General features: G+C 39.0%; 23 protein-coding genes and 1 other RNA gene. 14 read left to right on the forward strand and 10 right to left on the reverse strand.

Annotation, left to right across the window (positions count from 1 at the left end; genetic code table 11):
- Positions 1–97: 97 nt before the first annotated feature.
- Together BLO34_RS02570 and gcvP are read right to left on the reverse strand one after the other, a co-directional pair.
- The gene (locus tag BLO34_RS02570) at positions 98–1156 is read right to left on the reverse strand and encodes a 3-oxoacyl-ACP synthase III family protein (RefSeq protein WP_090752328.1); all 1059 of its coding nucleotides are present in this window, start codon (positions 1154–1156) and stop codon (positions 98–100) included.
- A 121-nt stretch (positions 1157–1277) separates the two neighbouring features.
- Positions 1278–4115, reverse strand: coding sequence for an aminomethyl-transferring glycine dehydrogenase (gene gcvP / locus BLO34_RS02575; RefSeq protein WP_090752330.1), 2838 nt, complete (start codon positions 4113–4115; stop codon positions 1278–1280).
- Between the two features lie 136 nt (positions 4116–4251).
- On the opposite strand from gcvP, the gene BLO34_RS02580 reads away from it, so the two are divergent.
- Positions 4252–5097, forward strand: a complete 846-nt coding sequence (locus tag BLO34_RS02580; RefSeq protein ID WP_090752331.1) for a hypothetical protein — start codon at positions 4252–4254, stop codon at positions 5095–5097.
- 241 nt (positions 5098–5338) lie between these two features.
- Here the strand turns inward: BLO34_RS02580 and BLO34_RS02590 are convergent, their stop codons facing one another.
- From BLO34_RS02590 to purE, 4 genes are all read right to left on the reverse strand, one after another.
- Positions 5339–5908 carry a sigma-70 family RNA polymerase sigma factor gene (locus tag BLO34_RS02590; RefSeq protein ID WP_090752335.1) on the reverse strand — a complete coding sequence of 190 codons (570 nt, stop codon included), beginning with the start codon at positions 5906–5908 and terminating at the stop codon, positions 5339–5341.
- Positions 5909–5988: 80 nt separating this feature from the next.
- On the reverse strand, positions 5989–8046 hold the full coding sequence (locus BLO34_RS02595; RefSeq protein ID WP_090752337.1) for a M3 family metallopeptidase: 2058 nt from the start codon (positions 8044–8046) through the stop codon (positions 5989–5991).
- 74 nt (positions 8047–8120) lie between these two features.
- Positions 8121–8357, reverse strand: coding sequence for a hypothetical protein (locus BLO34_RS14530; RefSeq protein ID WP_157686626.1), 237 nt, complete (start codon positions 8355–8357; stop codon positions 8121–8123).
- Positions 8350–8838: a 5-(carboxyamino)imidazole ribonucleotide mutase gene (gene purE / locus BLO34_RS02600; RefSeq protein ID WP_090756380.1), complete on the reverse strand. Its 489-nt coding sequence runs from the start codon at positions 8836–8838 to the stop codon at positions 8350–8352. The genes BLO34_RS14530 and purE overlap by 8 nt, the downstream gene beginning before the upstream one ends.
- Positions 8839–8976: 138 nt before the next feature.
- Here purE and msrB (BLO34_RS02605) point away from each other — a divergent pair, with 138 nt between their 5' ends.
- Complete coding sequence (gene msrB, locus BLO34_RS02605) at positions 8977–9504, forward strand: peptide-methionine (R)-S-oxide reductase MsrB (RefSeq protein ID WP_090752339.1); 528 nt, start codon at positions 8977–8979, stop codon at positions 9502–9504.
- A gap of 189 nt (positions 9505–9693) precedes the next feature.
- Positions 9694–10068, forward strand: a complete 375-nt coding sequence (gene msrB / locus BLO34_RS02610; RefSeq protein ID WP_090752340.1) for a peptide-methionine (R)-S-oxide reductase MsrB — start codon at positions 9694–9696, stop codon at positions 10066–10068.
- 272 nt (positions 10069–10340) lie between these two features.
- On the opposite strand, the gene BLO34_RS02615 is transcribed toward msrB (BLO34_RS02610), so the two are convergent.
- Complete coding sequence (locus tag BLO34_RS02615) at positions 10341–11513, reverse strand: DEAD/DEAH box helicase (RefSeq protein WP_231959539.1); 1173 nt, start codon at positions 11511–11513, stop codon at positions 10341–10343.
- A 67-nt stretch (positions 11514–11580) separates the two neighbouring features.
- Here BLO34_RS02615 and BLO34_RS02620 point away from each other — a divergent pair, with 67 nt between their 5' ends.
- The 8 genes from BLO34_RS02620 (at position 11581) to BLO34_RS02655 (ending at position 20818) form a co-directional block, all read left to right on the forward strand.
- A complete protein-coding gene (locus BLO34_RS02620) occupies positions 11581–12189 on the forward strand; it encodes a DNA-3-methyladenine glycosylase (RefSeq protein WP_090752344.1) in 609 nt (202 codons plus the stop codon).
- Between the two features lie 139 nt (positions 12190–12328).
- Positions 12329–14218, forward strand: a complete 1890-nt coding sequence (gene htpG / locus BLO34_RS02625) for a molecular chaperone HtpG (RefSeq protein ID WP_090752346.1) — start codon at positions 12329–12331, stop codon at positions 14216–14218.
- Between the two features lie 483 nt (positions 14219–14701).
- Positions 14702–16012, forward strand: a complete 1311-nt coding sequence (locus BLO34_RS02630) for a hypothetical protein (RefSeq protein ID WP_197672894.1) — start codon at positions 14702–14704, stop codon at positions 16010–16012.
- Between the two features lie 144 nt (positions 16013–16156).
- Positions 16157–16669, forward strand: a complete 513-nt coding sequence (locus BLO34_RS02635) for a hypothetical protein (RefSeq protein ID WP_090752349.1) — start codon at positions 16157–16159, stop codon at positions 16667–16669.
- On the forward strand, positions 16669–17397 hold the full coding sequence (locus BLO34_RS02640) for a CsgE family curli-type amyloid fiber assembly protein (RefSeq protein WP_090752351.1): 729 nt from the start codon (positions 16669–16671) through the stop codon (positions 17395–17397). The genes BLO34_RS02635 and BLO34_RS02640 overlap by 1 nt, the downstream gene beginning before the upstream one ends.
- A gap of 8 nt (positions 17398–17405) precedes the next feature.
- On the forward strand, positions 17406–17831 hold the full coding sequence (locus BLO34_RS02645) for a curli production assembly/transport component CsgF (RefSeq protein ID WP_231959540.1): 426 nt from the start codon (positions 17406–17408) through the stop codon (positions 17829–17831).
- 3 nt (positions 17832–17834) lie between these two features.
- Positions 17835–19343, forward strand: a complete 1509-nt coding sequence (locus BLO34_RS02650; protein WP_090752352.1) for a CsgG/HfaB family protein — start codon at positions 17835–17837, stop codon at positions 19341–19343.
- 2 nt (positions 19344–19345) lie between these two features.
- Positions 19346–20818 carry a carboxypeptidase-like regulatory domain-containing protein gene (locus BLO34_RS02655; protein WP_090752355.1) on the forward strand — a complete coding sequence of 491 codons (1473 nt, stop codon included), beginning with the start codon at positions 19346–19348 and terminating at the stop codon, positions 20816–20818.
- A gap of 324 nt (positions 20819–21142) precedes the next feature.
- On the opposite strand, the gene BLO34_RS02660 is transcribed toward BLO34_RS02655, so the two are convergent.
- From BLO34_RS02660 to BLO34_RS02670, 3 genes are read right to left on the reverse strand one after another with little or no spacing between them, the layout of a single operon-like run.
- The gene (locus tag BLO34_RS02660) at positions 21143–22681 is read right to left on the reverse strand and encodes a hypothetical protein (RefSeq protein WP_090752356.1); all 1539 of its coding nucleotides are present in this window, start codon (positions 22679–22681) and stop codon (positions 21143–21145) included.
- On the reverse strand, positions 22678–23085 hold the full coding sequence (locus tag BLO34_RS02665; RefSeq protein ID WP_090752358.1) for an acyl-CoA thioesterase: 408 nt from the start codon (positions 23083–23085) through the stop codon (positions 22678–22680). The genes BLO34_RS02660 and BLO34_RS02665 overlap by 4 nt, the downstream gene beginning before the upstream one ends.
- Before the next feature lies 1 nt (position 23086).
- The gene (locus BLO34_RS02670) at positions 23087–24136 is read right to left on the reverse strand and encodes a glutaminyl-peptide cyclotransferase (RefSeq protein WP_090752360.1); all 1050 of its coding nucleotides are present in this window, start codon (positions 24134–24136) and stop codon (positions 23087–23089) included.
- Between the two features lie 88 nt (positions 24137–24224).
- On the opposite strand from BLO34_RS02670, the gene ffs reads away from it, so the two are divergent.
- The 3 genes from ffs (at position 24225) to BLO34_RS02685 (ending at position 26537) form a co-directional block, all read left to right on the forward strand.
- Positions 24225–24324: signal recognition particle sRNA small type (ffs, locus tag BLO34_RS02675), an RNA gene on the forward strand.
- A gap of 45 nt (positions 24325–24369) precedes the next feature.
- A complete protein-coding gene (locus BLO34_RS02680; RefSeq protein ID WP_090752362.1) occupies positions 24370–25173 on the forward strand; it encodes an SDR family oxidoreductase in 804 nt (267 codons plus the stop codon).
- 38 nt (positions 25174–25211) lie between these two features.
- A complete protein-coding gene (locus tag BLO34_RS02685; RefSeq protein ID WP_090752364.1) occupies positions 25212–26537 on the forward strand; it encodes a LuxR C-terminal-related transcriptional regulator in 1326 nt (441 codons plus the stop codon).
- Positions 26538–26554: the final 17 nt, after the last annotated feature.

A 26554-nucleotide genomic window follows, 5' to 3' on the forward strand; every position in this document is an offset into this window, starting at 1 on the left:
TGATTTTAAAAAATTTTAGATTCACTGTCGTTTAATGCGGTATCAAGTTATTAAGTGACAACTCAAGTATTATTTACAAAAAAAGAGTTAGATTAATCTAATACCTATAAACAATGGCATTAATGTTCATTCCAGCTCCAACGCTGGCAAACATTACCACATCACCTTTTTCAACTTTGTGATCCTTCATTTTGCCTTTCATTACAAGATCCATAACCGTAGGAACGGTTGCAACACTGCTGTTTCCCAATTTATGGATGATCATAGGCATGATATGTTGAGGCATTTCCATACCGTACAACTTATAGAATCTAGTAACGATGGCTTCATCCATTTTTTCATTAGCCTGATGGATAAATATCTTCTTGAGGTCCTTGATGTCAACACCAGATTGATCTAAAGCGGCTTTCATACCTTCCGGAACTTTAGAAAGTGCGAAATTGTAGATGCGTCGACCGTACATTTTAATGTACTGCGTTTTATCTTCTAACTTAACGTTGTAGGATTTTTGATTAAAGATGAAATAAGCCTCTTCATTGGTATAGGTTGCTGTAGCTTGACCAATGATTCCGGTCTCGTCATCACTTTGTTCCACGATCACTGCACCAGCACCGTCAGAATAGATCATACTATCCCTATCATGAGGATCCACAACTCTAGAAAGAGCCTCTGCTCCAATGACTAGAACTTTTTTAGCCAGTCCTGATTTTATAAAAGAATCTGCTTGAGTCAATCCCAGAATCCATCCAGGACAACCGAAGAGAACATCATACGCAACACAACCCGGATTGTTGATGCCCAATTTTTGTTTGACACGAGTGCCTAAACTAGGAACCATATCACTGCTGCCACCATTTGGCTTCACATCACCATAATTGTGCGCGACAATAATATAATCAAGTGTTTCTGGGTCAACTTTGGAATCTTCAATAGCTTTTTTTGCAGCCTCGGCAGCTATATCGCTGGTGAATTGGGTGTCGTTAATATAGCGACGCTCCTCAATACCAGTAATAGCGGTAAACTTTTCAATGATCGTCTGATTATCACTACCAAAGGAACTACCGTCGTTGTTAAGAAACTCGTGATTTAAAAACTCCTCGTTTTTACGCACAACATCTGGAACATAACTTCCTACACCAGTAATTTTAGCTCTCATAAAATCATAATAATTTGTAAAAAAAGTGATAAAAAATTGATTATCCTATTTCTCGGCTCATTTTTCTATGCATGCATAATAAATATGCCAATCATCAGATGACGATTGGCATATTTCAACTCTATAAATATTCTTCCATTGGTGCGCAGGTACACATCAAATTACGGTCACCATAAGCATCATCTGCTCTACGAACTGATGGCCAGAATTTGTTGAGTGATACCCAATCTAATGGGTAAGCTGCTTGTTCGCGAGTGTAAGGAAAATCCCATTCATTTGCAGTAAGCATCATCATCGTATGCGGTGCGTTCTTCAAAAGATTATTAGGTTCATCCTTATCACATTCTGAAATTTCTTTTCTGATGGAAATCATGGCATCACAAAAGCGATCCATTTCTGTCTTACTTTCTGATTCTGTAGGTTCGATCATCATCGTACCAGCTACAGGAAAAGAAACAGTAGGAGCGTGGAAGCCGTAATCCATTAATCTTTTGGCTATATCAACTACTTCAATACCGTTTTCCTTAAATGGTCTGCAGTCAATGATCATTTCGTGAGCGGCACGACCTTGTTCACCAGAATAAAGACATTCAAAACTTCCTTTGAGTCTTTCTTTGATATAGTTAGCATTGATGATGGCATATTCCGTAGATCTTTTAAGACCATCAGCACCTAGCATGCAGATGTAACCGTAGGAAATAAGACATGCCAACGCACTACCAAAAGGCGCTGCACTAATAGGTGTAATCGCTTGATCGCCACCAGTTGGAACAATAGGATTGGTAGGCAAAAACGGAACCAGCCTTTTTGCCACACAAATAGGACCTACTCCAGGACCGCCACCACCATGCGGAATGGCAAATGTCTTATGCAAATTCAAGTGACAAACGTCTGCGCCTATGTTTCCAGGATTGGTCAAACCAACCTGTGCATTCATGTTGGCTCCATCCATATACACCAGTCCGCCATTTTCATGAATCAAACCTGTAATTTCCTTGATGGCACTTTCATAAACGCCATGAGTGGATGGATAGGTCACCATCAAAGCACTTAGGCTGTCTTTATATTTTTCTGCTTTTTCTCTTAAGTCGTCAACGTCAATGTTCCCGTTTTCCAATGCTTTTGTGACCACCACTTGCATACCAGCCATAACGGCACTGGCAGGATTGGTCCCATGAGCACTTGACGGAATCAAACAGATATTTCTATGCTCATCACCTCGTGAAATGTGATAGGCTCGTATCGCCATAAGACCTGCAAACTCACCTTGCGCTCCAGAATTGGGTTGCAGTGAAGTTCCTGCAAAACCGGTAGCTTCATTCAATTGAAGCTCTAATTTTTTGAGCATCTCCTGATAACCAGCTGCTTGATCCAGCGGTACAAATGGATGGATATTTCCCCATTGAGGATCTGATAGCGGCAACATTTCTGCTGCGGCGTTGAGTTTCATTGTACAGGATCCCAAAGCAATCATCGAGTGATTTAATGCCAGATCCTTGCGCTCCAATCGTTTGATGTAACGCATTAATTCTGTCTCGCTATGGTACGAATTGAAAACCTCAAACGTAAGGAAGTCGGTCTGGCGTCCGGTTCCTAAGTTCGTTTCCTTCAATAGTCTTGTGATGGAATTTGCTTCTTTATTTACCGCTTTCGCGAAAGCGGAAACAATTTCATTCAGATCTGCAAGAGATGTAGTCTCATTGATAGAAACCTGCACTGTATCTGCATCGGGATAATAAAAATTCAATTCCATTTCTAAGGCAACCTTGCGTACCGCATCAGAATCTGCTTTAAATGAAAGCGTGTCAAAGTAATTTTCGTTAGTCTGATAAATGCCTAGTTTTTCAATAGCATCTGCAAGTGTCGCAGCATGTTTGTGAACTTTGCTAGCGATATATTTAAGACCTCGTGGACCATGATATACAGCATACATTCCAGCCATAACAGCTAGTAAAACCTGTGCGGTACATATGTTTGAGGTGGCTTTGTCACGTTTTATGTGTTGTTCTCTTGTCTGCAAAGCCATGCGCAGTGCACGCTTGCCATCCATATCCTTAGTTACACCAATGATACGCCCAGGAATCTGTCTTTTAAATTCTTCTCTAGTTGCAAAAAATGCAGCATGAGGACCACCATATCCCAATGGGATTCCAAATCGTTGTGTCGTTCCCACAACGACATCTGCGCCCCAATGTCCAGGAGCTTCCAGCAATACTAATGATAAGATATCTGCTGCGACTGCTATTCGAATGCCCTTGTTCGAACACTCTTTCGCGAAAGCGGTATAATCCACCACATTACCACTCGCACCAGGATATTGTAACAAAATAGCGTAGTAGGTATCATCAAGATCCATTTCTTTAGGATTACCTTCTACCAACTCAATCTCAAGCGGAATCGCACGTGTTTTCAAGAGTTCCTTAGTTTGTGGTAGTACGTCATGATCCACGAAGAATTTGACGTGGTTATTTTTCTTCTGATCGCGATCACGAACTGAAAGTAAAAGCGTCATTGCCTCTGCAGCAGCTGTGGATTCATCGAGTAATGAAGCGTTTGCTAATTCCATTCCTGTGAGGTCTGTCACCATGGTCTGGTAATTCAACAATGCCTCAAGTCGACCTTGCGCAATCTCTGCTTGATATGGTGTATAAGCGGTATACCAACCTGGATTCTCCAAAATATTGCGCTGAATCACCGCTGGTATAATAGCTGCATTATATCCCAATCCTATAAAAGACTTGTACTGCTTATTTTTATTTCCCAGGGTATTGATATGGGAAGAAAATTCATATTCACTCATGGCTTTGTCAAGCTCCAATTCTTTTTTGAGCCTAATTCCCGCAGGAATGGTCTCATGAATTAACTGATCAATATCCTCAACGCCGATTTTTTCCAACATCTCTGGAAGATCTGCGCGTCGTGGGCCAATGTGTCTAAGTGCAAAACGATCTGTATTCATAGGTCTTAAGGGTCTATTTTAAGCAATACAAAAATAGTCGTTTAAGCTGTGGAAACTAACATGTAAGAGCAGCGATAAAGGATGATTTTTCAACGGTTTGTGACAAGTTGTTAACGATGGGAATTACCTTTGAGATATGAGGATGGTGCACGATTTATTTGACTTCTATTTGCGCAGCAGTCTGCACGTGAGTTTATGTTACATTGCTTTCTTTGCGGTGGTTGCTTTGTCAGCTGGTTTTGAGCCAACAATTTGGGAGTTGTTAGCAGTGGGAACTTCTACGTTAGTAGGTTATAATCTTGCCAAATATGTGCATTTGTTACAACGATCTTTTCGATTTAGGCGATGGATTATTGCGTTGACTATGGTTTGCGTTGTGGTTGCTCTTGTGGCAGTAGTAGAAATGGGAATTAATGCCATTGCTTTGTTTCTAGTTTGCGGCCTTTTGACTTCTCTCTACGCTTTACCCGAAATTCTAGGCCGTAGTTTTAGACAGATACCTATTTTAAAGTTGTTAACTATTGGGCTTTGCTGGTCGCTGATGGCTGTGTTGTTACCAGAAATTATTATTGAAAACAGTGAGTTATTGGAAAATTCAGTTTTTAGAAAAGAAAATTTTGGAATGCCAATTGTTCTTGTTTTGCCTATACTCAAATACACTTTATTCGTAATTGCATTATGTATTCCATTTGAAATACGGGACCTGAAATATGATGCAAGCGAGCTGCGCACCTTACCACAACTTATTGGTATTAGAGCATCAGAATACACGGGCATATTTTTACTGCTTATAGTGGCAGGTATAGATATCTGGCAATTTGAAGTAACTCAATACGATTCGGTAATTGCACTAGTCATATATGCATTGACAGCGTTAGCAATTGCCTTCTCTAATAAGTTTAAAAGTGATTATTATGCCAGTTTTTGGGTAGAATCGATTCCAGCAATATGGTTGGGATTGTGGTGTGCAGTAAACTATTAACGATTCAATTCTTCCATCAATCGCTGCTTTATGGAAGACTTCTGTTCATCAGAAAGGCGAACCCACTTTAAACGATTCATCTTATTTGTAAATGAATGATTCGTTTTGTCAAAATCACGACAACTTGGACAATGCGTGGTGTGCAACTTCAAGCGAAATTTCTCTTTTGACTTTAAGTCACGGTATTGATGACGCGTACTGAGTACGTGAGCATCATCACATTTGATAAAAAGTCTAGCTATCATGTGTCTTTTTCATTGAACCATTTGTCCTTAAGGCAATCCATAAGTTGCACTCTGGCGCGGTGCAATATTACCCATAAATTTGACGGTGTGATATCATGTTCCTTACAGATCGTTTCAGTTTCTAGATTGTCAATGGATTTTTGGACAAAAATGGTGGCATAACGTTCTGGCAATGAATTGATGCAGGCATTTAAGGCTTCGCCTAATTCGCGTTGTTCAATCTCATCTTCTACCGTTGGATTACGCATATCACCGACACGTTCTTCCAGCCAGTCGCCTTCTTGATCGCTTGTTGCTAGGTAGCTAACACGAACCTCAGCTTTACCTTTTTTACTGTTTTGCTTTCTATACTGATCAATGATTTTGCGCTTCAAGATGGATACCAGCCACGTACGTTCTGTACTTTTTCCTTGAAAGCGATGGGCACTTTTGAGTCCCGCGAGAAAAGTTTCAGATACCAGATCTTCTGCCAGCGTGGAGTCGTTCACTCGGGTGATGGTGTAATTGAATAGGTAGTCCGCATAGCGATCTACCCATTTATCCGGATCCAATTTTACTTCAGGCAATCTTTTATTTATTAAGGTTTTGACATTCGCTTACTTAGCGTGTTTGGCAAATAACCAATTATAATTCTTGTTTCTAATCTTTAGGCTACTAGTCCAGCTCGTTTCAGTAATGCATCTATTTTAGGTTCGCTTCCGCGAAAGCGTGTATACAACAACATTGGGTTTTCAGTTCCACCTTTAGACAACACATTATCCTTAAAGCTAGTTCCAATTTCCCTATTGAAAATACCTTTCTCCTTAAATAATTCAAAGGCATCTGCATCAAGCACTTCTGCCCATTTATAGGAGTAGTAACCTGCACTGTAACCACCTTGGAAAATATGTGCAAATGCGGTACTCATGCAACTGCTTTCCACATCAGGATAAAGATCTGTTTGATCAAATGTTTCCATTTCATGCTCTTTTACATCTTCTACCTCACGAGGATCAATCCCATGCCAGCTCATATCCAACATTCCAAAGGACAACTGTCTCAAGGTTTGTAATCCTTCATGGAAACTCGCTGCCTTCTTTATTTTTTCAATGTACTCTGCTGGAATCACCTCATCCGTTTTATAATGACGGGCAAACAATTCCAATGCTTCTTTTTCATAACACCAGTTCTCTAGAATCTGACTGGGCAACTCTACAAAATCCCAAAACACTGAAGTTCCAGATAAGCTGCGATAAGTGGTATTAGCCAGCATACCATGCAACGCGTGTCCAAACTCATGAAACAATGTCGTAACCTCGTTGAAGGTCAATAACGATGGCTTAGTAGCAGTAGGTTTGGTAAAATTACAGACGATGGAAATATGTGGACGGCTGTTGTTGCCGTTTTCAATGTATTGGTCCTTGAAGGAAGTCATCCATGCACCATTTCTTTTTCCCTTACGTGGGAAGAAGTCTGCGTAGAATATAGAATTGAGGGAACCATCTTCGTTTTTAACCTCATAGGTCATCACGTCTTTATGGTACGTATCGATCTTATCTGTCTTATGGAATGTAAGTCCATACAATCGCTGTGCAACTTCAAAAGCACCGTCTATAACGTTCTCTAATTTGAAGTAGGGTTTGAGCAACTCATCATCTAGATTAAAGTGGCTTTTTTTGAGCTTTTCAGAAAAGTAAGCGGAATCCCATTTTTGAAGTTCCTCAATGGGATCTAAATGATTGTCACGCAAATACTCAATGGCAAAATCTGTAAGCTCATCGTACTCTTTTTTGGCAGCAGGTTTTGCTTTTTTAAGAAGATCCTCAGAGAATTTGCGAACTTTTTTAGGCGTCATCGCCATGCGCTCTTCCAGCACGAAATGTGCATGGGTCTTGTAGCCCAACAAATTGGCGCGCTCATATCTCAATCGAGCGATTTCAAGAACATTTTCTTGGTTACTGTGTTTTCCTTTATAGGCTCTTGCACCAAAGGCTCTTGACATTTTTTCACGCAACTCTCGATTATCTGCATATGTCATAAACGGAATGTAGCTGGGATAATCCAGCGTGAAAACGTATCCCTCTTTATCACGGCTTTTGGCTTCTTCCTTAGCTGCTTCTAGCGCAGTTTCGGGTAAACCTGCAAGCTGATCTTCATCGGTGATATGTAATTCAAATTCCTGCGTTGCTGCAAGTACATTCTCACCAAAACTTAAGGAAAGCTGTGACAACTTCGTGTCAATCTCCCGCAGACGCTCTTTTTTGTTTTCTGCTAGGTTGGCACCGTTTCTGGCAAATCTCTTGTATTGCTTTTCCAGCAACGTCAGCTGTTCTGGATCCAGCGATAATTCATCACGGTTATCATAAACCGCCTTCACTCTGGCAAATAGTTCTTTATTGAGTGTCACATCGTTACCAAATTTTGATAACTGCGGGCTTACCTCTCGCGCTATGCGCTGTATCTCGTCGTTAGTTTCTGCACTGTTGAGATTAAAGAAAATCGAACTGATTCGGCTTAGTTTATCACCGCTTTGGTCCAGTGCCTCAATCGTATTTGTGAATGTAGCCGGCTGGTCATTACTGGTGATGGTGCCTATTTCTTGCTGTGCTAGGGAGATCGCTTTCGCGAAAGCGGACTCAAAATGAGCCTCTTCAATCTGAGAAAATGGAGCTGTACCGTGAGGTGTTTTAAACTCCTGTAATAATGGGTTGTTAGTTGTACTCATAATGGTAAATGTACGAGCCAGCGGCCTAAGGTTTTATAGGGATTTGTTAAATACCTTATCAATTCATTAAGAATTTACAATAGAAAATAACCGTAAGCAAAGAATATGACGGCTAGACTCACGTGAATCCATCCCAACACATTGGTTCTAATCGTGAACTGGCGATTGATAATGATGGACATGATAAAATGTAATCCACCAGCTGCTAGAAAATGCCATCTAACAAAATGGTGCAATTGAAATTCATAGGTCAACCATAGTATCGTTAAAGCTATAGCAATGATCGAACTGTAGAAGAATGGTTTACTCATGGGAACGCATCTGCGCTGCGGCATCCGTCACCTTTTTCTTGAGGGTTTCCTTATAATCAATAATGCGATTGCGTACATCTTCCTGAGTCGCACCTAGAATCTGGGCAGCAAGAATTCCAGCATTTTTCGCGCCGTTCAACGCCACGGTAGCCACCGGTACGCCGCCAGGCATTTGTAATATGGAAAGAACACTATCCCAACCATCAATGGAATTGCTGGATTTGACTGGAACACCTATAACAGGTAATGGCGATAGACTCGCGACCATTCCCGGTAGATGTGCCGCGCCGCCAGCGCCGGCAATGATAACAGCAAAACCACGATCGTGCGCATGCTTGCCAAAATCGAACATCTTTTCTGGCGTGCGGTGTGCACTGACCACATCAACAACCGTTTCTATCTGCAGTTCCTTAAGAACATCAATGGCATCCTGCATGACGGGTAGGTCACTGGTAGATCCCATTATAATGGCGACTTTCATATTCATGGACCAAATTTAGGAAAAAGACCGCTTATCAAGGTTTAATAAAACTGTGCATCTCTCTAATGCGTTTATAAGCTTAACAAAGCTGCAACACAAAGAGGTACGGTTGTGGATTAATTTTATAAAAAAATAGATATGTTTAAGAATGCAATATTAGGACTGCTCGCGATTGCAGCAGTTTCCTGCAAATCAAATGCACAGGATAAACCAGCCGATGATATGGCGATGAACTCTGGAACCCAAAGCTATAAAGTCTCTAAAACAGATGCCGAATGGAAACAAATCCTTACACCAGAGGAATTCAACATCTTGCGAGAAGCAGGAACTGAGCGTCCATTTTCCAGTCCATTGAATGAAGAAACGAGCCCAGGAACGCTTATTTGTGCCGCTTGCTATGCGCCGCTATACGACAACGCTCACAAATTTAAATCTGGAACTGGATGGCCTAGCTATGATAGAGCCATGGAAGGAGCTATCGTACTGGATAGCGATATGAAAATAGGCTACAAAAGAGATGAAGCTAAATGTGCCACTTGTGGTGGTCACTTGGGACATATTTTCAATGATGGACCAGCAGAAACTACCGGTAAAAGACATTGCATCAATGGAGTTGCGTTGGATTTTGTTCCAAAAGGACAGGAGTTACCAGCATTAAGAAAATAAGAAAAAATGCTATTGTAATTTTTAGGGCGTTGCAGTAGAACACCGCTTATTGCGGTTTCTACTGCCGCGCTTTACGTTACAATCTTTCTAAAGAATACCTCAATCCTTTCGGTAATTCTTAGAAAGGATTTTCACTTCAATCGCTAACGCTTAATTGGCAATAGAAATTGAGGCTTAAAAATAAATGATATGACAGAAGAAGAATATAAAAAGAAACTGACCCCAGAACAGTATCACATTCTACGAGAAAAAGGTACAGAGCGACCACATACTGGAGAGTATAATACCCATTACGATGACGGAGTCTACAGCTGCGCTGCTTGTGGTAACGAACTATATAAATCTGATGCCAAATTTGACAGCGGTTGCGGCTGGCCTTCTTTTGATGATGAGATTGAAGGAGCCATCGAGCGCAAACGCGATACAACTCACGGTATGATGCGTACTGAGATTTTGTGCGCCAATTGCGGTAGCCATTTAGGTCATGTTTTTAATGATGGACCTACAAATACTGGAATTAGACACTGTGTGAATAGCTTGAGTCTAGATTTTGAGAAGAAGTAGTAGAACTTAAATCTAAGTTTAAGTTTAAATTTTAAAGTCTCAATTCGTTGGGGCTTTTTTTGTTGCAATAGGGAATGTGGTGATTTATGTGATTCCTTTTTCGAGCGGTAGTTGAGAAAAGGAATTTCTATTGGAAAATGCATTTTAACTTCAACCATATCTCGACTGCCGCTCGATACTGGTTTATTGGCTTTTGAATCTAAAATGCAAGCCGGTTCGAGCGACAGTCGAGAACGAGCGGTTCAGTTACGAGAAAGCTTAATACAAACTTCCTAAGAGTTCCATTCCTCTAGATCTTCCATCCAGACTTTCATTTTAGTTTTTTTCTGGATAACTCTCATATGATGAGCGTCTTCTGGAGTTACGAGTGTAAAAACGGTCCCTGGCTTTTCGGCGCGGCCGGTTCTTCCTATTCTGTGGATGTAATCCTTGGGCGATCTGGGAAGTTCATAGTTGATGACAAAGGGCAAGAATTCTATATCAATACCACGTGATAAGAGGTCTGTTGTCACCAGGCAACGTACATCACTATCTGCATCCTTGAAATCGTTTAGATGCGATTGTCTGGTGCCTTGCGCTTTTTTACCGTGTACAGCTTTAGATGTAATGCCGTTCGTATTGAGTTTGTCGTTGACATGTTCTACCTGATAGGTAGATGAGCAAAAGATCAATACTTGCTGCATATCGTGTTCCTCAATGAGGTGACGTAATAAAATGCCTTTCTTTTCTGGGGTTACCCGATAACCTATCTGCTTGATGAGCGACAGATCTTCTTCTGGAACCTGAACGTCTATAACGACAGGATCTTTAAGAAGCTGGCGTTTGATTTCGCTTACTTTATTGGAAAGAGTGGCAGAAAACAACAACGTCTGCTTCTTACTGGGTAATCGGTTAAAGATTTGATCCATCTCTTCCTTAAAGCCAGCCGATAACATTTTATCGGCCTCATCAAGCACCAAAATCTTTGTACTAGCCACCTTCACCGCATTCTTTTCCATCAATTCCAGCAATCGTCCAGGCGTCGCCAAGAGAATGTCCACGGTATTCATCTTCATCATCTGCGGATTGATGCTCACACCACCATAAACCGCCATCGTGATCAGCGGATTCTTCAACGCCTTTGAAAATAGTATTATGGCATCACTCACCTGAACAGCCAGTTCCCGTGTAGGAACCATAACAAGCGCTTGAATCTCACGATTTTCTGACGACTGGTTTTTTAATCGATCAAGTAGTGGTAAAACATACGCAAGAGTCTTTCCTGAACCAGTTTTTGCAATTCCCATCACATCTTTTCCTTCCAGAATAGGAGTTATGGCCTGCTGTTGAATAGGAGTTGGCTTTGAGAATTGGTTCTTTTCCAGCTGTGAGATAAGCTCAGAAGAAAGGTTGAGGTCTTGAAATGTCATATAGTAAGGTATGGCTGCAAAGGTAACGAGTTGCATTGCTAAACCTTTATTAAGAATCCGTGAGATGGATTGCTTTTAAAATTAGACCACTTATTTTAGAACTATGCCTTCAAAAAAACTTCCCGCTAGCTATTATCAAAATGATGATGTCGTTTTTCTAGCACGTGACCTTATAGGAAAAACCATAGTTTCTATGGTTGACGACAAACGTACCAGCGGTATTATCACAGAAACCGAAGCCTATCGTGGTTATGATGATAAAGCCTGTCATTCACATCTGGGAAGATTTACAGAGAGGACCAAAGTGATGTACGAGCAAGGTGGCGTTGCCTATGTCTATCTATGCTATGGCATTCACAACCTCTTCAACATCATTACCAATACAAAAGACAACGCAGATGCGATATTGATCCGTGCGGTGGAACCTGTTGCGGGAATCGGCACGATGCTGGAACGCCGTGGTAAGGAGAAGCTGGATAAGTCGCTCACTTCTGGACCTGGAAATTTTAGCAAGGCGTTGGGTCTGGACAGGTCACATTACGGCTCTGATTTGACGGGAGATATTGTCTGGATTGAAGCTTCTAACGATGGAAATCCAAAAGATGACGATATAACCGCAAGCAAACGCATAGGCATTGATTATGCAGATGAGGATAAACACCTGCCGTGGCGGTTCTATCTCAACACCTCAAAATTTATAAGCAAGCGATAAAACATCTGTCAATTCGTGTTTAAAAGTGTCAGCTTGTCATTTGATTTGTTTTGGTACTTCATTTGACCTGTGAGGATGGTGGTAATTGCGCTTTCGCGGAAGCGTAACTCACCCATAAACTTTAAAAACACAATATAATATGTCACAACAAGGAAAAATTAATGTTGCCGTTGAGAATATCTTCCCGCTCATTAAGAAGTTCTTATACAGCGATCACGAGATATTTTTACGTGAACTCGTTTCAAATGCAACCGATGCTACCCTAAAATTAAAACACCTGGCTAGAATAGGTGAGGCTAGTGTGGAACTGGGCGATCAACAAATAGAGGTGAAGATCAATAAAGATGATCAGACCCTTCACATCATAGATCAAGGTCTGGGAATGACTGAGGATGAGGTGCAGAAATACATCAACGACATCGCGTTCTCTGGTGCTGAGGAGTTCCTGGAGAAGTATAAGGATACGGCTCAGGATAGCGGGATTATAGGACACTTTGGTCTAGGTTTCTACAGTGCCTTTATGGTGGCCGACAAGGTGGAGATCATAACCAAGTCCTATAAAGACGAGCCTGCGGTACACTGGACTTGTGATGGTTCACCTAACTATACGATCGAACCAGCAGATAAGGAACAATTTGGTACTGAGATCATTCTGCATATTTCTGACGATGAGAAGGAATTTCTTGAAGAAGGAAAAATAAGAGGTCTATTGACCAAATACAACAAGTTTATGCCAGTGCCGATTAAATTTGGTACAAAGACAGAAACTCTTGAAAAGCCAGAAGGTGCTAAAGAAGGGGATAAAGCTCCAACTCAGGAAGTTGATAATATTATCAACAATCCTAACCCAGCCTGGACTAAGCAGCCTACAGAACTTGAGGATGAAGACTACAATAACTTCTATCGCGAGTTGTATCCTATGCAGTTTGATGAGCCATTGTTTCACATTCACCTGAATGTTGACTATCCTTTCAACCTGACGGGAATCTTGTATTTCCCTAAAATGACTCAGGACTTGAATGTACAGAAGGATCGTATCCAGTTGTATCAGAATCAGGTTTTCGTCACGGACAACGTGGAAGGAATCGTACCCGAGTTCCTAACGATGCTACGTGGTGTGATCGATAGTCCAGACATTCCGTTGAATGTTTCTCGTTCCTACTTACAGGCAGACGGAGCAGTGAAGAAAATCTCCAGCTACATCACTAGAAAGGTTGCTGATAAATTGAAATCACTCTTTAATGAAGACCGTGCTGCTTTTGAAGAAAAGTGGAACGATATCAAGATCGTTATAGAGTACGGTATGTTGAGTGAGGAGAAATTCTTTGAAAAGTCCGATGCTTTTGCATTGTATCCAACGGTAGATGGAAGTTTTTACACTTGGGATGAGTTGATAGAAAAAGTGAAGCCAGCTCAATCGGATAAAGACGGTAAGACAGTCCTGTTATATGCATCCAATAAAGAAGCACAGCATAGTTATCTAGCTGGAGCCAAATCAAAAGGGTATGAAGTCTTGTTGCTAGATTCTCCAATTGTATCACACTTGATGCAAAAGCTGGAGCAATCTAAGGACAACGTCACATTTGCAAGAGTCGATGCAGACCACGTGGATAATCTGATTAAAAAAGAAGATGACCAGATCTCCAAGTTAAGTGATGAGGAAAAGGAGACTTTGAAAAAATCGATTACTGAAACGATTGCAGATTCCAGTTATACGGTACAGGTTGAAGCAATGAGCAGTGATGCAGCGCCATTTATGATTACACAGCCAGAATTTATGCGCCGTATGAAAGAGATGCAGGCTACAGGTGGCGGCGGCATGATGGGAATGGGCAATATGCCAGACATGTATAATCTAGTGGTGAATGCCAACCACGAACTGGTCCAAGAAATCTTCAACACTAAAACTGAGAAGAAAAAGGCCAGACTGATCCAGCAATCTGTTGATCTTGCAAAACTCTCTCAGGGATTATTAAAAGGAGAAGCCTTAACCGATTTTGTCAATCGTAGTTATGAACTAATTAAATAAAATTGATTTTTTAATATTATAAAGCCCTCAATTTTTGAGGGCTTTTTTTATGAAATTGATTTTTAAAGAATAACCAAAGGTTAATTATGTTAAGAACTACCCCATATGGGGTAGAGATTTGTTTATCATTCATTCATTAGTTCCTACAAAATAATGTCGTTCAGCGATTATTAATGCATTAACATAAAATTAACAGCCATTAACAAATCATTGATTTTGTTGTTGTTACAAAGCTAGTTGTGAGGAAATTTCTGATATGCCGTTTGTCGATCGCTTGTTTAAAACATTTATTCCTACATATATTTGGATGTCTTCAAGAAACAAATTCCCCTTCAGTTTCAGAGACAGGTAAAATTCCCTTTTTTACCATAGTTGTTTTCCCTAAACATTAAATTTTGAATTTCCCCTTTGTTGAACCAGACGCGTAAGGTCTGTATTTGATAGCTCATAGTTGTGTATTTATTAATTCTAAATATTTTAATTATGAAAAGAGTAATTCTCAGTGCAGCAGCACTAATGATCGGAGCAACAGTGTTTGCTCAAGTTCCAACCCAATCACCACAACAGGTGAACCCGAATGCACCTGCCGCAGCTGGGCATGGATATTCTCAGATTGACCAAGTTGGTATTGGTAGTGACGCAGATGTCCTTCAAGAAGGAACTTTAAACAGTTCATACATTGATCAATTAGGAACTAGCGCGACACTCAAAAACTTTGTAGGTGTTGTTCAAACTGGTAACGTAGGACAAACTCCTTCTAATCCAGGAAGAAGCGGTTTAGAAAATTATTCTGAGGCATTACAAGATGGTTCAGGAAATTTACTGAATGTTTTTCAGTACGGAGATAGAAATGATGCTAGATCAACGCAAGTTGGTGTAAGTAATAGTGGCGTAATTCAACAGGGAAGTTCTAATGCACAATTAGGAGAACGTAATTTAGGTGTGATTGATCAGTCCGGTGATGCTAACTACGCGAGTATTCAACAGCGTTATGATGGTAATGAGGCATATAGTGAGCAGATCGCTGCAGCTGGAGGTCTAGGAAACAGATCATATCAGGAGCAAACAGCTGAATCTAATCAGTCTGTAGGGCATGAAGCTGTATCAACCCAAAATGGTAATAATAATGAGGTTAGACAGTTCCAAACAGGACCGTCAGAAAGTGCAGGAAACTATGCCGAAGCAAATCAAGGTGACGTAGCTGGAACAGATACTGCAACTAATGCTTTTGCTCAACAGATTCAAGATGGTATTGACAACAACGCATTAGTTAATCAAAAGCTTACTAACGATGTTTCTTACCAAGAGCAAATAGGTACACGTAACACTGCAACCACTGACCAAAATATGGGAGGTATTGCATCTGGAGGCGATAACTATTCTGATCAATATCAAGATGGAACTCGTAATGATGCGGTTACAACTCAGAATGGAAACAATAATGTTTCTTTTCAAGAACAAAGAGGTATAGCTAACGAAGCAACTACTATGCAAACTTATGGTCAAGATGCTGCTAACAATGCTATTTCATTACAGAATGGTACTAGAAACAGTTCTACTATAATGCAAGCTGCCCACGGTAACTATGCATTCGTTGATCAATTTGGTGTTGGTCATGTTAGTGTGGTAAATCAGAACCAAATGGGTACTCAATTGAATGATGGAGCATTTAGCGGAACGAATAGCGCCATAGTAACTCAAAGAGATGCTAGCGGATTATCAGCAAATGGAGCTCAATCTTTGAGATCTCCAATGTCAACTCCTAGAGCTCTTTCACTTAATACTAATAACTAACTATTAGGTGTCTAATTACTTAAACTAAGCAGGGTAGAATCGAGGATGTAACATTCTCGATTCTACCTAATTAGTTATCAAAGAGCAAAAGATTTTACATAATTACTCAAACGTTGAGGAGAGAAATATTTAATTAAAGAAATCATGAAAAACAACATAATTACCTTGCTAGTAATTTTCACAGTAGGATTTGTTACTGGTCAAACATATATGAATGATCAGAATTTGATTTCAGAAAAATCACTAAATACTGAAAACAAACAGCTTAACGTAATTCAAAACCAATCATTTTATAATCTTTCCAGAAGACAATCCATGTCAGGAAATGCTGTATTTATTGATCAAGTAGGGTCAAATAACACTGGAAATATATCAGTAGCCTCGGATGATAGTGAGGTGAATCTGCTGCAAGTAGGATTCAATAATCAAACTAACATCAATCTTAGAGCTACTACCATAAGGGAAAATGTTACACAATTAGGGTATAACAATATCTTCAATGATTTTAGCCTTCATGGAGCTCAACTCCATACGGCAGATATATTGCAAGATGGTAGTTTAAATAAAATAATAAGTACTGGCAAAAATAGCCTGTCAGAGCGAATTCAAGTTACACAGAGAGGAGTAGGAAGAGAAGCTTTTATCATTCATAATTAATGAGAGTTATAATTTCAATATTTTTATTACTACCTGGACTTATAAAAGCCCAGCAATCACTCTATAATCAAGAAATCAAGGCTGAAGTTTTGATGAAAGATAAGGGAGGATTTTTAAATATCACAGGTGTTGCATCCAACCTGACAAATGCGGAGCAAGGAATACGTTATGAGCTGGCTGTAATAAAAAAAGATACTGCTACAAACAACAGTTCTAAAAATAACCAAACTGGAAGAGGTGTATTGAATGCTAAATCACAAGCTATTCTTTCTACAACGACCGTCAATCTTAATATTCCAGATATTTTGACAATAATGTTACTTATATATGATGATGACGATAAATTAATTGGTAAAGACGTGCAACGCATTGAACCTAATACTTTCCAATTAGAAGAAAAGAAAGTCAATACCTATGATGGTATTGAAATTAGAGGATTAGTCACTCGTAATTTGAGAACAGCACCTGCCAGAAAGTTTTATGACTATTTCTATAAACAATATAAAAAGTATCAGCTCAATGGTGCTAAAGTGGTCACCATAAATGAAAAGTTTGGCCAAGGAAGAAGCACAAGAATAGAGGTTTTAGTAGGAACAGAAGTTATCTATCAATTTTTTCTAAATCCCACTGACGATTTCATTAAGGAAATGGGAGACTATGTCGTAAGACTAGTGTACCAACAATTTGAAAAATTAAAGGCTATTGAAGCCGCAATCAATAATCAATAAATTAAATCATGCTCAAAAATTTATCAACATCGCTCATGTTGTTAATTGCTCTCTGTTTTATAACAGATTTAAATGCTCAACAACTGACCTACAAACCCATTAATCCTGCATTTGGTGGTGACACCTTCAATTATCAATGGTTGCTTCAAAGTGCAGAAATTCAAAATAAATTTACAGATCCTAATGCTTTCGCAAATTCTGACGATCAATCAAATTTAGATGCTTTTGCAGATGGTCTAAATAGACAATTATTAAGTCAATTTTCTAGAGCTCTTCTCAACTCACAAATCAATTTGAATGATGGCTTAGAACCTGGAACTTTTTCATTTGGAAATTTAGAAGTAGAAATATTAGATGGCGTTGATGGACTAGTTGTCAATATATTGGATACTAGTACAGGTGATACCACGACTGTAGTTATACCTAATAGTTAAGGTATGAGATTCTATAGAAAATATAAAAAGCTGTTATGGCTTATAGCAATTGGGTGCTTTTCATCAAGTTGTGGCTCTTATTTTTCCCAACCGCTCGATACTCAAAATGCACGAATAGGAGAAACTACTGATGCTACTTATAGATTGAGAAGCTTACCGCCACCTATAGCACCTGCTCACATAGGAGTTTATAAATTTGAAGATCAAACGGGACAGTTTAAACAAACGGAAGCTGGATCTACTTTTAGTAACGCAGTGACTCAAGGAGGAACGACAATTCTGGTGAAAGCGTTAGAAGATACTAACTGGTTTACGATCATTGAAAGAGAAAACCTAGATAATCTTCTTAATGAACGTCAGATCATTAATTCAACACGCAAGGATTATGCAGTACAGACAAATACACAGCAACAACCGCTGCCGTCATTATTATATGCAGGTATTCTTGTAGAAGGTGGTATTGTTTCTTATGACACTAATGTACTTACAGGAGGCGCTGGCGCAAGATATTTCGGTGCTGGCGGGTCAAGTAAATATCGCCAGGACAGGGTCACCGTTTACTTGAGAGCAGTGTCTACAAAAAATGGCGAGATTCTTAAGACTGTATATATATCAAAATCTATATTCTCTCAAGCGGTTGACGCTAGTCTATTTAGATATGTTAATTTCAAACGTTTATTAGAAGCTGAAACAGGGTTTACTAGAAATGAGCCTGCTCAGCTTGCTGTTAAGGAGGCTATAGAAAAAGCCGTGGAGGCGTTGATAGTGGAAGGTATAGAGGTTGGATTATGGTTTCCCCAGGGTGGCGAACCTGTAGCCAGCCAAATGATTGAAAACTATAGGAATGAAAAAGAAGTCGCAGAGCGTACTGATGTTTATCAACGAGAATTTCTTGATCGTCGCAGCAGATGGAGATTCGATGTAGGTGCTGGTGGTACCTACGCAAATAATGACTTACCTAATCCAGACTATGAATATTCCATTACTGGTGGATTGAGGTATAATTTCTCTCCATTTGTAGGGATTTATGGTACAGCAAACAAATACAGAATCAAGAATGCTAACGCACTCAACCGAGAATTTGCGAGTACTGATTTCAATCTGGAATATACGGTTTTACCCTATGAAAAATTTAGCCCTACTATCTATGCAGGACCAGGAATCAACTACGCTAGTAATTTTGAGGAAATTGATTTGAAGTTTCAAGCTGGATTGAGTTTGGAGTATTTGATTTCACCCAGTTTTGGTTTGAAGGTTTATGGAGAATATAATGCAACATTGTCAGATCAATTAGACTATGTGATTTCTGGTGAACGAGATGATCAGTATTACAAATTTGGAGCAGGTATCAACATATATCTAGGCAATAATCAAGCTAAAGAAAACTCACCAAAATTTATTAAAAGAAGAGAGGCCAGAGAGCTTAAAAGAATGAACAAGCTAGAATCTCAAGAAACTGTTACTTCAATAGATACGCTTTCGCGAAAGCGAACTAACCCAATAAATCAATAATCATGATGAATAGAATTTATTACATACTATTTGGATCTTTCTTGATATTATTAGGATGCACGGAAGAAGCTATAGATCTAGAAGGAACTGGAACAATAACGGGTACCGTTGTTCAGGATATCACATTTGAAAATTTAGCGAATGTGAAAATATCAACCAACCCTAGTTCAAATACTGTTTTTACAGATGCTGAGGGAAAATTTACACTAGAAGTAGAAAGTGGCACATATGCCGTAAAAGCGGAAAAGGATGGTTTTTTAGTAGATTTTGAGTCGGCAGATGTAGAAATTGATGAAGAGACATCAGTGGTTTTTGAACTACAAATTTCTACGGCAAATAATAAACCACCACCATCACCAACGCTTATAACGCCTGAAGACGATTCAATTAATGTACCAGTCGATGTGACCTTTGAATGGGAGTCCATGGATGTAGATGGAGATTCTCTTGTATATACTATAGAACTTAGAAATGCTAATGAAAATACAGTAGAAACTTTTGAGAATTTAGATACCAATGAATTTCAAACTACTCTAGAATTCCAGACTACATATTTCTGGCAAATTACTGCAGATGATGGTATAAATCCAGCTGTTTTGAGCGGCCTGAATAGTTTCACAACCGTTGATTTCCCTAATAACTCCTATCATTTTGTTAGAAATATGGGTAACAACTATGTGATATTCAGTTCTGATGACGATGAGAATGAGGTGCAACTAACTCAATCCAATACCAATAGTTGGAGACCTCGTGTCAATCGAATAGTTGGAAAAATCGCGTTTCTTAGAAATGTAGGTGCTAATGCTCAGGTATTTACCATGAATTTAGACGGCAGTAATGCGAAACAAATAACTAGTAGCGTACCTGTTTCTGGATTTAATCTAGATGAGATTGATATTTCATGGTCTGACAATGGTAGTTTTATTTATTATCCTTCTCAAGATAAGCTCTATAGAATAGGAGCAGATGGTAGCGGGAATACATTAATCTATCAAACTAACGACGGAAATCTAATCACAGAGGTGGATTTCAATAATGGGATAATCGCTGTTAAAACGAACAATCTGGATGGTTACAACGTTCGCATATTTACAATTGATGAAAATGGTCAGGAGTTAAGCACAGTTTTGGCGGGCAGACAAGGCGCAGCAGGAGGATTGCAGTTAAGTATAGATAATAGACGATTGATTTATTCTCGAGATGTATCTGGATTTGAAAGTAGTAGTTATCGACAATTAGATTCCAGAGTTTTTGTTTTTGACTTCTCAAGTTCATCAAATACTCAATTTACCACTAATAAACCTGGAGGAACAAATGATTTAGATCCTAGATTTTCCCCAACAGACGCACAAGTGATTTTAACTAATCGACCTAATAATTCTAATACTTCAGGAACTGTTCAGGTTTTAAATCCTGAAATAGCTGAACCTAGACAAGGTCTATTTAATAATGCCTTTATGCCAGACTGGGAATAGCATCCTTTTATCTAAGAAGAGATGCGTAATCTCTTCCTAAGAAATCCGAATCTCTGAGCAAGATTCAATGAATTTCAGATAACCGAATATGATACTTACGCGCATCAATATTGTTGTTGCTATTCCCTTACTGGTACAAATAATGAGCCAAGTGTTACTTAAGAGGTTGCACTTGGCTTTATTTTTTTAGTTACGTAAAAATGTGTGCTCTAGTTTGCTTATGGATCCATGTTATATCTAAACGATATTTGAAAATACAATAATCCTACTAAGACATTTGGTAATCCTACTTAACCGACTAAAGTATAATTGACTTAAAACTAATTATTCAATTTCCAAATCAATACTCTCAAAGGCTCCAGCATCTGGGCTGGCGCCTCTTAATGCGCCGCTAATATCGATGGTTGTCGCTCTACTAGGTTCAGCGATACTATTAGCACCACTTTCATTATCAATGCGCAACAGATTGCGATCTACGTTTTCAAACAAAGGATCTTCATTAAAGATATTTTGAGAATAATTAATAGTGTTTGTGAAGTCGTAGAAAGCATTATCCTCAAAATCATCGAATCGATCATTAAATCGTATCAAGCTATTTTCAAAACTAAAATTGAAATCAACTCCATCTACCGCTCCTAATATCAATTCAATATCACGATCACCGTAAATAATACCATTGGTAAAGTTAAACTGAATTAGCGCTTCTGTTAGGTCTGTATTCGGGATCGTGTTGCTAACAAATAGGGTAGGATCCTGTCTAAAACCTTTGTCCCAATAATTGGAAATCGTACAATTATTAAAATTATAGGTGCCGCCTAATCTTGCTACAAGGGCTGATTGACCAGCGTTGTGAATTATCAAGTTCTCTGCATTGATATTTGCTGTGGAAGCCAGTAAGCCAACATTTGAGGAATTTAAAATTTTAGAATTGTCAATTTTCAAAGTGGCACCATCAGAATCTGGATTTGAATTATCCATTATAATTCCGATACTCGCATTCTTGATCGTAGCGTAAGATATTTCATGATTCTTACTTCCATCAGTTAACCAGATTCCAAACCATTGGCCAGTAACATCAGCGAAAGTAGGTTCTAATCGGTCGCCTTCAAAAATCACTTCATTTTCCAGTTCTTCTGTGCTGGAAAGAGCTCCGTTAATTTTGACTGTTGACTCATTTGCTGCGATAATTCCACTTTGACTGTGAAAAAATAAACGAGCGCCAGCTTCAATGGTTAGGGTTTTATCGGCTGGAACAGCTGCAAAGCCATAGATAACATAGGGTTTCTCGTTTGTGAAGGTTAGCTCATCATCATCCAATAAATATCCCGAGATTCTGATCTCGTTATTTTCTTCATCAGTTCCCAATAAAAGTGTTTCGGTAATCCCGTTTGCATCACGTTCTGGAAAAAGCAGGATGGCATCTTTTACCAAAGTTATTAATTGAACATCTTGCTGATTGGCACCGCTATCAAATTCAATAACGTCTTCGTACAAAAATTCATTTCCGTTTGAAAAGTTTGTAATGTCAACAGTAGTTTCTACAAAAACGTAAAGAGAATCATTAGCAAGCAATTCCACATCTTTGAAAATCTGCCCTGGAACTCCATCTACGGCAAGTCTATACCTAGATTCATTTCCTAAACCTAAAGCCACTCTTGGAATGACAATATCATCATTGCTTCTATTATAAACTTTAAAGGTGCGTGTACTACTACCTATATTGCTAAATATGGTATCGAGAAAAACAGTGTCTTGGGAGAAACCTAGGTTACCAGTACTTTGCACAAATTCAAAATCATTACGACAAGAAGACAATCCTATGATTAGTGTAGCGATAAGTCCCGTGAGTAAAATCTTTTTCATTCTGCTACTTCAAATAGTTCTCTTAATTCCTGTGATATGCGTACTGGTTTTCCATTTTTGTCAATAGCACACCAGTCTGATACCGTTTTAGCAAGCAACTCCATCGAGTCTTCTTTATATATTTCTATAAAACGTTCATACCTAACGTTTGTTGCTCGGCCTACTTGGGTCTTTATCAATATGTTGTCGTCAAGAATTGCAGATTGTTTATATTCTATACAATGCTTGATCATCACCCAATCATATTGATCAAGAATTTCTTGTGGCGCGACAGTAGTCCAGTGTTTCGAAGCCACATCGTTAGCCCATTGCACATAAACAACATTGTTCACGTGGTTTAGATCGTCAATTTCATTCGTAGATACTCGGCGGTGCTGCTCAAAAATGGGTAGACTAGAATCCAAATTAGTTCGAGATTTCAATTTCAAACATTTTTGCCCAGCGTTTCCCGGTCACAAATAAACGGTCTGTTGCCTTATCGTAAGCGATCCCGTTCAGCACATTGTCATCTTTACTCCAGTTAGGAATCTGATCTTTCAGATCAGTGAGATTAATAACTCCTTCGAGAGCACCTGTCGATGGATCTAAAGTAAAGATGGCGTTTTCTTGATAGATGTTTGCATAAATTTTACCATTCACAAATTCAAGCTCGTTGATTTTATCGAACGTCTTTTTGTTGGAAACAATTTGAATGTATTCCAGTTCCTCAAATGTGACTGGATCAATTTTCCAAATCTTATCCGTTCCATCACTCTTGTATAAGAACTCTCCATCATTTGCAAGTCCCCAACCTTCTTTGCTCTGATTATATTTGAAAGTCTCTGTCTCATTGAGATCAAGATCATAGACGTACCCAAAACGACTGCGCCACGTCAATTGGTACAACTTATTATTGAGTATGGTTAATCCTTCTGCAAAAATATCTCTTCCTAACTCTTCTTTCTTAATCACATCACCCGTTTCTACTTGAGTAATTCTAACATCAGACTCGCCGTATTGTCCCGTACTTTCATAAAGTTGCCCATCGTGAAATTCAAGACCTTGAGTATACGCTGCCTCATCGTGAGGATATGTATTTACAATGGAATAAGAATATATTTTTGGCGCTATTGGATTCAGCCTTGTGATACTAGTGGTCGCCGTGGCAACCTTATTATCTTGATACACCACAGCCTTGTAAGTTAGTTTTCCTAGCGGTTGATTTGTTAGATTTCGCGAAAGCGTGTTTCCTTCAACATCATCTAATCTACGAGCATTTTGATACCATACGATGCTATCTGCACCCATTGATGCGTCGTCTACCAAAGAAATTTGAACGGTATCCTCATCATTCCAGTTTTTTTTATCATTGGTAATTTCCAAGGAGTAATTGGATTTAAATCGATCCAATTCGGTTTTACAACTTGATAATGAGAGTGCTACAAAGGCTATTAAAATGGAGTATTTCCAGTTCATCGTGGACTTCTTAAGTTGCCGAAATATAGTGAGAAAAATCATGCTTAAAAACCTTTGCACAGCTCAAAGGAGACCTTATATTTGCACCGGGCAAGTCCTACACAACCAGCTCCTGCTGAACTCCTCCAGGGCGGGAACGCAGCAAAGGTAAGCGGTCGTAGCGGTGTGATGTAGGTAGCTTGCCTTTTTTTGTGCCTTATAGTGAAATATAACTATTTGATATTTAAAGGTTTATGAAAAAAGTAGTTTTGATAACAGGTGGTTCATCTGGAATAGGGAAGTCCGTCGCCATTCATTTACAGGAGTCTGGTTACAAGGTTTACGGTACCAGCAGGAATCCAGATCGCTATCCAGAATTCCCCATCAATTTAGTGCAGATGAACGTTCAGGACCCAAAATCCATTGAGTCTGCGGTTTCTTTTATTCTCGATAAAGAAAAAACTATTGATATTCTCGTTAACAATGCTGGCGTAGGTATCACGGGTCCTATGGAAGAAACTCCTATTGACGAGGTCAAGAATACCATGGAAACCAACTTCTACGGCCCATTGAGGGTTCTTCAAGTAGTATTGCCGGTCATGAGAAAACAGCGTAGTGGTAGAGTTATCAATATTACAAGTATCGCTGGTTATATGGGATTGCCTTATCGTGGCATATATAGCGCCAGCAAAGGAGCCTTAGAAATCGCTACGGAAGCGTACCGTATGGAATGCGCGCATCTCAATATTTATTTTAGTAATGTAGCTCCAGGTGACTTTGCAACTAATATTGCGGCAGGACGTTTCCATGCTCCAGTGGTTAAGGGCAGTGATTATGAGACTGGATATGCCAACACTTTAAAGTTGATTGATGATCACGTAGATGATGGAAGCGACCCTATTGAGGTTGCAAAAAAGATCAAGGAGATCATCGAGATGAAAAATCCCGGCATTCATTATAAAGTGGGTAGTTTTTTACAAAAATTCTCCATCGTCTTGAAGAAAATTCTTCCAGAAAAGCAATATGAGAAAATGCTCAAGAAGCATTACGGGCTCTAATTTATTTAAAGTACTTTGTTGTTCTCAAATCCCTTCATTTGCGTCACTTTTTTATTGTTTTCGTTCTAAGTTTTGCTTGGTTTATTAACGCTCAAGATGTTGGTATTCTGTACGATCAAACTGGAAAACTCACCTTGCCTCAAATTGAAAACCAATCGTTTAAGCCCATCAGCAGTGGTTACTCAAACGGACTAAATAGAGGAGCCTACTGGTTGAAAATATCACCGTTAGAAGAGGTTTCTATCTTTCAACTAGAGAATAATCATATCAAACAAATTGAGGCATATACTCGCTCAGAGCAACTAAAACTTGATCGCTTCAATGGATTTACAAGTTTCCAACTGGATCAAGCCGAACCTACATATATAAAGTTGGGTGTGGATAAGGAAGCCTATTTCCCTTTTTCAATAAAGATTATAGATGATTATAAGCGTTCTGGTATCGTGAACCATATAGGAATGGGGCTTTTCTATGGTTTTGCCATGGTTTGCCTACTACTTAATCTGGGATTGTTCTATAATTCAAAGGATTTCACTTTTCTATTTTATTGCCTATTTCTGTTCTTAATTCTTTCTGTAATGGCGCATCGTGATGGAATGGTAGAAATCTTGGGATTACCTGATAACATAAAAGAAATAACGGAACCTTTATCTCTTTCTATAGGTGGATTGATGTGTGCCGTTTTCACGGGTAAAAGCATTAAGCTCAAAAAACATTTTCCTGTTTTGGTTTACAGCTATTGGGGACTTACAGTTTTAAGTTTGTTCCTTTTGACGATGTACTTTACAACTCAGGATTATTTATATGTCGTGGGTATTTACTTTGTTTGCTTGTACATTTTTGTGAGCTCATGGATTTCTTCCCTCTTGCTTATTAGATTACAAAGTTTTGCCATCATTTTTTGCTTGGCATATTTTTTCATGATGATTTCTGCTATTCTCTTTTACCTGGGTCCAGCATTCGACATACAGTTATTTGAAGTGAAACAAGGCTATTTAAAAATAGGTGCACTTCTTGAAATGGTTGTTATCACATCAGCTATCCTTTATAGACTTAGGATTATGGATCGTCGCCAGAAAAAGATGAGAAAGGAAATGACGGAATATCTTTCACATATTGATTTCTTAAATGAAGAGCTGGAAAAAAATCAATTGGGTCAAGAAAATGTATTTACAAGATTTGATCTTACCTCTCGTGAAAGTGAGGTTTTGGAATTGATTGCAGCTGGTAAAACGAATAAAGAAATAGCAGACGCTCTTTTTATCTCTATCAATACCGTAAAATATCACGTAAAGAAAGTTTACGAAAAACTACAGGTTTCAAATCGTAAAGAGGCTTATCAAATAGTTCAATCTGCTATCTAAAAAAGATTTCAAATCTT

The organism is Nonlabens sp. Hel1_33_55 (assembly GCF_900101765.1).
GTDB lineage: Bacteria > Bacteroidota > Bacteroidia > Flavobacteriales > Flavobacteriaceae > Nonlabens.

What these genes read in the sequence shown, in the direction of transcription:
- BLO34_RS14530 (WP_157686626.1), bottom strand. Translation starts at nt 8,357, where the DNA reads ATGAGTAAACCATTCTTCTACAGTTCGATCATTGCTATAGCTTTAACG.
- BLO34_RS02620 (WP_090752344.1), top strand. Translation starts at nt 11,581, where the DNA reads ATGCCTTCAAAAAAACTTCCCGCTAGCTATTATCAAAATGATGATGTC.
- BLO34_RS02655 (WP_090752355.1), top strand. Translation starts at nt 19,346, where the DNA reads ATGATGAATAGAATTTATTACATACTATTTGGATCTTTCTTGATATTA.
- BLO34_RS02650 (WP_090752352.1), top strand. Translation starts at nt 17,835, where the DNA reads ATGAGATTCTATAGAAAATATAAAAAGCTGTTATGGCTTATAGCAATT.
- BLO34_RS02670 (WP_090752360.1), bottom strand. Translation starts at nt 24,136, where the DNA reads ATGAACTGGAAATACTCCATTTTAATAGCCTTTGTAGCACTCTCATTA.
- BLO34_RS02615 (WP_231959539.1), bottom strand. Translation starts at nt 11,513, where the DNA reads ATGCAACTCGTTACCTTTGCAGCCATACCTTACTATATGACATTTCAA.
- BLO34_RS02570 (WP_090752328.1), bottom strand. Translation starts at nt 1,156, where the DNA reads ATGAGAGCTAAAATTACTGGTGTAGGAAGTTATGTTCCAGATGTTGTG.
- BLO34_RS02580 (WP_090752331.1), top strand. Translation starts at nt 4,252, where the DNA reads ATGAGGATGGTGCACGATTTATTTGACTTCTATTTGCGCAGCAGTCTG.
- msrB (WP_090752339.1), top strand. Translation starts at nt 8,977, where the DNA reads ATGTTTAAGAATGCAATATTAGGACTGCTCGCGATTGCAGCAGTTTCC.
- BLO34_RS02645 (WP_231959540.1), top strand. Translation starts at nt 17,406, where the DNA reads ATGCTCAAAAATTTATCAACATCGCTCATGTTGTTAATTGCTCTCTGT.
- htpG (WP_090752346.1), top strand. Translation starts at nt 12,329, where the DNA reads ATGTCACAACAAGGAAAAATTAATGTTGCCGTTGAGAATATCTTCCCG.
- msrB (WP_090752340.1), top strand. Translation starts at nt 9,694, where the DNA reads ATGACAGAAGAAGAATATAAAAAGAAACTGACCCCAGAACAGTATCAC.
- BLO34_RS02680 (WP_090752362.1), top strand. Translation starts at nt 24,370, where the DNA reads ATGAAAAAAGTAGTTTTGATAACAGGTGGTTCATCTGGAATAGGGAAG.
- BLO34_RS02595 (WP_090752337.1), bottom strand. Translation starts at nt 8,046, where the DNA reads ATGAGTACAACTAACAACCCATTATTACAGGAGTTTAAAACACCTCAC.
- gcvP (WP_090752330.1), bottom strand. Translation starts at nt 4,115, where the DNA reads ATGAATACAGATCGTTTTGCACTTAGACACATTGGCCCACGACGCGCA.
- BLO34_RS02630 (WP_197672894.1), top strand. Translation starts at nt 14,702, where the DNA reads ATGAAAAGAGTAATTCTCAGTGCAGCAGCACTAATGATCGGAGCAACA.
- BLO34_RS02635 (WP_090752349.1), top strand. Translation starts at nt 16,157, where the DNA reads ATGAAAAACAACATAATTACCTTGCTAGTAATTTTCACAGTAGGATTT.
- BLO34_RS02640 (WP_090752351.1), top strand. Translation starts at nt 16,669, where the DNA reads ATGAGAGTTATAATTTCAATATTTTTATTACTACCTGGACTTATAAAA.
- purE (WP_090756380.1), bottom strand. Translation starts at nt 8,838, where the DNA reads ATGAAAGTCGCCATTATAATGGGATCTACCAGTGACCTACCCGTCATG.
- BLO34_RS02660 (WP_090752356.1), bottom strand. Translation starts at nt 22,681, where the DNA reads ATGAAAAAGATTTTACTCACGGGACTTATCGCTACACTAATCATAGGA.